The 252-nt window shown below is 43.7% G+C and carries 1 protein-coding gene; it reads right to left on the bottom strand.

The features are described 5' to 3' along the window. Positions 1 to 3: 3 nt before the first annotated feature. Positions 4 to 252 (bottom strand): family 4 glycosyl hydrolase (locus tag RYX56_RS24020; RefSeq protein ID WP_500660673.1); only part of this gene is annotated, 249 nt, incomplete at its 5' end.

The following is a 252-nucleotide window of genomic DNA, read 5'->3' as shown; positions in this document are numbered from 1 at the left end:
ATATTAGTTTTTAAAAAACTGCGGTAAATATGGTTTATGGGCTTCCAACATTTCATCGACAATTTCCTTTGCCGTTTTATCTGAGGCAACGAGCGGATTAATCGTTAAGGCCAGAATAGCTAAATTCCGATCTCCTGTTACAGCTGCCTCTGCTGCGACACGTTCGAAAGATTTGATTTGCTGTACGAGACCTCTGACGGGAACCGGTAAATCCCCTATGGCAATCGGTTTCGGACCATCCTTTGTGATGAC

Origin of the sequence: Alkalihalophilus lindianensis (assembly GCF_032843265.1) — a bacterium.
Lineage (GTDB): Bacteria > Bacillota > Bacilli > Bacillales > Bacillaceae_D > Alkalihalophilus > Alkalihalophilus lindianensis.
Note: the sequence above shows the minus strand (reverse complement) of the source record. Positions and strands in the feature narration are given on the sequence as shown.